Origin of the sequence: Melaminivora alkalimesophila (assembly GCF_000282995.1) — a bacterium.
In the GTDB taxonomy this organism is placed as follows: domain Bacteria; phylum Pseudomonadota; class Gammaproteobacteria; order Burkholderiales; family Burkholderiaceae_C; genus Melaminivora; species Melaminivora alkalimesophila.
Genome location: NZ_ALEE01000515.1, coordinates 1 through 4,739, shown reverse-complemented (window position 1 = coordinate 4,739; position 4,739 = coordinate 1). Strand labels below are relative to the sequence as shown.

The following is a 4,739-nucleotide window of genomic DNA, read 5'->3' as shown; positions in this document are numbered from 1 at the left end:
CTGCGCCATGCTGGCCGTGGCCGCCGGCCTGGGCATGTTCCAGATCCTGATGCGCTTCGTCTTCGAGGAGCCTGCCGAGTGGACCGAGGTGCTGATCCGCTTCAGCCTGATCTGGATGGTGTTCCTGGCGGTGCCCACGGCCTTCCGGCATGGCGCGATGGTCAGCGTGGACGTGCTGCACCGCTGGAGCCCGCCGCGGCTGCGGCGCGTGCTCGACTGGGTGGTGTGCCTGGCCTCGCTCGCGCTCATGGCGGTGCTGATCTGGTGGGGCTGGGACTACGCGCGCCGCGGCGGCGTGCAGACCATGGCGGGGCTGGAGTCGGTGTCCATGTTCTGGGCCTACTTGGCGATTCCGGTGGGCGGCCTCTTCGCCGTGCCGGGCATCGTGGGCAACCTGCTGGATCCGCGCCGTGAAGAGCTGGAGACCGCGCAATGACCGGCGTGATGATCTCCACCATGGCGCTGTGCTTCGCGCTCAGCATCTCGGTGGCCGTGTCCATCGGGCTGTCGGCGATCCTCGGCATCCAGGTCGCCAACGCCAACATGCTGATCGCCGTCAAGGAGATGTTTGGCGCGATCAACAAGTTTCCGCTGGCCGCCATCCCCTTCTTCATCCTGGCGGGCAACCTGATGGAGACCGGCGGCATCTCGCGCCGGCTGGTGGAGTTCGCCAAGAGCCTGGTGGGCGGCGTGCAGGGCGGACTGCCCATGACCTGCGTGCTGACCTGCATGATCTTCGCGGCCGTCTCGGGCTCGTCGGTCGCCACCACCTTCGCCATCGGCGCCATCCTGGTGCCGGCACTGATCCGCCACGGCTACCCCACCAGCTACGCGGCGGCGCTGCAGGCGACCAGCGCCGAACTCGGCGTGATCATCCCGCCTTCCATCCCGATGATCCTCTACGGCGTCAGCGCCGAGGTGTCGATCGGCGAGCTGTTCATCGCCGGCTTCGGCCCGGGCGTGCTGATCAGCGGCGCCCTGATGCTGTTCGTGTGGATCCAGTGCAAGCGCAAGGGCTGGGGCAGGCACGACGGCGACGGACGCATGGCGTTCGGTCCCGCCCTGCTGCAGGCCGGCTGGGCGCTGCTGATGCCGGTGATCATCCTGGGCGGCATCTACGGCGGCATCTTCACGCCCACCGAGGCCTCGGCCGTGGCAGTGTTCTATGCGCTAGTGGTGGGCATGCTGATCTACCGCGAGATCAAGCCGCGCGAACTGTACGCGGTGCTGCGCAAGTCCGCCATTTCTTCGGCAGTGATCATGTTCATCATCGCCAATGCCGGCCTGTTCGCCTTCCTGATCACGCGCGCGGGCGTGCCGGACGCCATCGGGCGCTGGCTGCAGGAAGTGCTGCAAACGCCGGTGCTGTTCCTCCTGGGGGTGAACGCTGCGCTGTTCCTGATCGGCATGTTCATCGAGACCAGCGCCGCCATCATCGTGCTGGGACCGATTCTCGCTCCCGTCGCCGCGCACTTCGGCGTCGACCCGGTGCACTTCGGCCTGATCATGGTGGTGAACCTGGCGCTCGGCATGATCACGCCGCCCTTCGGGGTGAACCTGTTCGCCGCCTGCACGGTGGCGCGCATTCCGCTGGACCGCATCGTCGGGCACCTGCTGCCCTTCGTGGGCGTGATCCTGGCCTGCCTGATGGTCATCACCTATGTGCCGCAGCTGTCGCTGTTCCTGCGCGACTTGGTGTATGCCAGGTAAGGAGCATCGGGTGGCAGAGGGGTCCCTCGGCGCGCAGGCCAGCACTCTCCCCCGGGCTGCCGGACGGCCCTCGCGTCAACTGCGGCGCTGAGCGCGGCGCCCCAGCCAGGTCGCCAGCGCCGCCCCCGACAACAGCGCGCCCGCCGTCATCGCGATGGTGCTCGCAGGCAGCGCGCGCACCATGTTGCCGGCAATCTCGCCGGTGCGCGGCGCCGTGAGTTCGAGGCGGCGCTTGGTCATCTGCGCCCCCAGCTCGTCGAGGCGCTCAGCCGACAGGCAGCGCTCGGCCTCCGGCAGCATCACCGTCTCCTCCTCGGCGGCATGGTGCATGACCAGGCGGATCATCGCGGCAAAGGTCTGGTCGTAGTCGGGGTCGGTCGGCTCCATGCCGCGCAGGCGCTCGATGAAGCCGCGCAACTCGTCGTGTTCGTGCACGCTGCGCTTGATGAACTCGTCCGTCGTCGCTTCCCGCACTGCGGGGTAGAAGATCTCCTCTTCGAGCTGCGCGTGGATCTCGATGGCGGCGCACACCGTCTTGACCAGGCCTTCCTTCACGCTGGGACGCGCATCCGGATGAAACTGGTGGTAGGTCGAAAGCACATGCATGTGGTCGAACTGGATCATGGCGATCGGACCCGGGAACAGCTTGTTGGTCAACGTCTTCATGGCAAGGGCCTTTCCTGGACAGGGGCACGGACAACTCGGTCGCCTCACGGCGCTGCTGGCGAGCTTCGTCCGGCCAGACAGCGCGGGGGTGAGGCGGGTTCCTGGAGCGGCGTCGGACGGCATCCCTTCAGGCCCCCTCGAGGGCCGGCGCGGGCAGGCGGCGCGCCGCCCGCAATCCACTACACTGGCGCCTGCCAGGAGAGAGCCCCCCAGCGGGGCCGCCGAAGGCGCAGGCAGCGGCCGAACGCTCAGGCAAAAGGACTGGCAACGCGCGCGCAGGGATGCGTGCGCTTCCCCTGCTGGAGAGAGGCCGGACGCGCGCGATTGAGCCGGCCCACCGAAGGAGCAAGCCCCGCGCGCCGGGGTGAATCTCTCAGGTCGAGCGGACAGCCGGGCAAATCCCGTGGCCCCAGCCGAAAGGCGGGGGCGCGCCACCATTTGCTCCGGAAACCCCTGTCCATGTCCACGACCGATGCCCTGCTCAAGACCCCGCTGTACGCCCTGCACCAGGAACTGGGCGCCCGCCTGGTGCCCTTTGCCGGCTATGCCCTGCCGGTGCAATACCCGAGCGGCCTGGTGGCAGAGCACCGGCACACGCGCGAGCAGGCCGGGCTGTTCGACGTGTCCCACATGGGCCAGCTCCAGCTCGTCGGGGCCGAGGCGGCGGCCGCCCTGGAGAGCCTGATGCCCGTGGACGTGATCGGGTTGCCTGTGGGGCGCCAACGCTACGGGCTGCTGCTGAACGACGAAGGCGGCATCATCGACGACCTGATGGTCTTCAACCCGGGCCCGGTCGAGGGCCAGCCCGCCCTGTTCCTGATCGTCAACGGCGCCTGCAAGACGGGCGACATCGCCCACATCCAGACGCGCATCGGCCACCGCTGCGAGGTGCGCACCCTGCCGGAGCAGGGCCTGCTGGCGCTGCAGGGCCCGCAGGCAGCGGCCGTGCTGGAGCGCCTCGTGCCCGGTGTGCAGCAGCTGGTCTTTATGAGCGGCGGCCACTTCGAGTGGCGGGGTGCGCCCCTGCTCGTCACGCGCAGCGGCTACACCGGTGAGGACGGCTTCGAGATCTCCCTGCCCGGCGACCGCGCCGAGGCCTTCGCGCGCGCCCTGCTGGCCGAGCCCGAGGTCCGGCCCATCGGCCTGGGCGCGCGCAACTCGTTGCGCCTGGAAGCCGGCCTGTGCCTGTACGGCAACGACATCGACACCACCACCACGCCGGCCGAGGCGGCGTTGAACTGGGCCATCCAGAAGGTGCGCCGCACGGGCGGCGAGCGTGCCGGCGGCTTCCCGGGCGCCGACCGGGTGCTGGGCGAGATCGACGACCCTGGCCGGCTGTCGCGCAAGCGCGTGGGCCTGGTGGCCCTGGAGCGGGTTCCGGTGCGCGAAGGCACGCCGCTGCAGACGGAAGGTGGCGAGCCGGCGGGCACCGTGACCAGCGGCCTGCTCGCCCCCAGCCTGGACAAGCCGATCGCCCTGGCCTACGTGGCGCCCGCGCTGGCGCAACCCGGCACGCGACTGCATGCGCTGGTGCGCGGCAAGGCGGTGCCGATGGAGGTGGTGGCGACGCCTTTCCTGCCCCCGCGCTACCACCGGGGCTGAGAGCCGCCTGCTGCCGCTACAGTGGCACGGCGGCGCCCATCCGGCCGCGTGATCTTGCCGTTCCCTTTTCTTTTCCCTTTCTTCCACGGAGCCCCGCATGAGCATCCAGTTTTCCAAGGACCACGAGTGGATCGACACCAGCAACCCCGAGGCCGCCACCGTCGGCATCACCGTCCACGCGCAGGATGCGCTCGGCGACGTGGTGTTCGTGGACCTGCCCGAGGTCGGCAAGTCCTTCGAGCAGGGCGAGGTCGCCGGCGTGGTCGAGTCGGTCAAGGCGGCAGCGGACGTGTACATGCCGGTCTCGGGCGAGATCGTCGAAATCAACGAGGCGCTGCGCGCCGATCCCTCGCTCGCCAACTCCGATCCGCTGGGCGCCGGCTGGTTCTTCAAGGTGCGCCTGAGCAAGCCGGAAGAACTCGCGGGCCTGATGGACGAGACCGCCTACCAGGATTTCGCCGCCAACGCCTGAGCGCCGACCCCCGGCCCTTCCTGTCCCGGCCCGTGACCCGGCGCGCCTCCTGGCGCCGCCGCTGCGGCCCCCCCTGCAGACCTCTCCCCCGAAGGCCCCCATGCAGATGCCCGACGCCCTGCCGCTTGCCGCCCTGGAAAACGCCGGCGAATTCCTGCCGCGCCACATCGGCCCCACCGCCGCCGAAGAGGCGCACATGCTGTCCGTGATCGGCGCCGCCTCGCGCCGCGCGCTGGTGGACTCGATCGTGCCCCCGTCCATCGTGCGCCGCTCCCCGATGCGGCTGCCC

The 4,739-nt window shown here is 69.7% G+C and carries 6 protein-coding genes and 2 riboswitches; of the genes, 5 read left to right on the top strand and 1 reads right to left on the bottom strand.

Annotated features, from left to right (window positions below; genetic code table 11):
* Both A612_RS10045 and A612_RS10040 read left to right on the top strand, forming a co-directional pair.
* The coding region (locus A612_RS10045; RefSeq protein WP_040436563.1) for a TRAP transporter small permease at positions 1-436 on the top strand (436 nt) is incomplete at its 5' end.
* On the top strand, positions 433-1,710 hold the full coding sequence (locus A612_RS10040; RefSeq protein WP_019374361.1) for a TRAP transporter large permease: 1,278 nt from the start codon (positions 433-435) through the stop codon (positions 1,708-1,710). The genes A612_RS10045 and A612_RS10040, both read left to right, overlap by 4 nt.
* Positions 1,711-1,785: 75 nt before the next feature.
* Here the strand turns inward: A612_RS10040 and A612_RS10035 are convergent, their stop codons facing one another.
* A complete protein-coding gene (locus A612_RS10035) occupies positions 1,786-2,376 on the bottom strand; it encodes a hemerythrin domain-containing protein (protein ID WP_019374360.1) in 591 nt (196 codons plus the stop codon).
* Between the two features lie 185 nt (positions 2,377-2,561).
* Positions 2,562-2,650, top strand: a riboswitch (glycine riboswitch).
* 15 nt (positions 2,651-2,665) lie between these two features.
* Positions 2,666-2,776: riboswitch (glycine riboswitch) on the top strand.
* A 59-nt stretch (positions 2,777-2,835) separates the two neighbouring features.
* On the opposite strand from A612_RS10035, the gene gcvT reads away from it, so the two are divergent.
* From gcvT to A612_RS10020, 3 genes are all read left to right on the top strand, one after another.
* The gene (gcvT, locus tag A612_RS10030; protein ID WP_019374359.1) at positions 2,836-3,978 is read left to right on the top strand and encodes a glycine cleavage system aminomethyltransferase GcvT; all 1,143 of its coding nucleotides are present in this window, start codon (positions 2,836-2,838) and stop codon (positions 3,976-3,978) included.
* Between the two features lie 97 nt (positions 3,979-4,075).
* On the top strand, positions 4,076-4,450 hold the full coding sequence (gene gcvH, locus A612_RS10025; RefSeq protein WP_019374358.1) for a glycine cleavage system protein GcvH: 375 nt from the start codon (positions 4,076-4,078) through the stop codon (positions 4,448-4,450).
* Positions 4,451-4,550: 100 nt separating this feature from the next.
* Positions 4,551-4,739 (top strand): hypothetical protein (locus A612_RS10020; protein WP_040436562.1); only part of this gene is annotated, 189 nt, incomplete at its 3' end.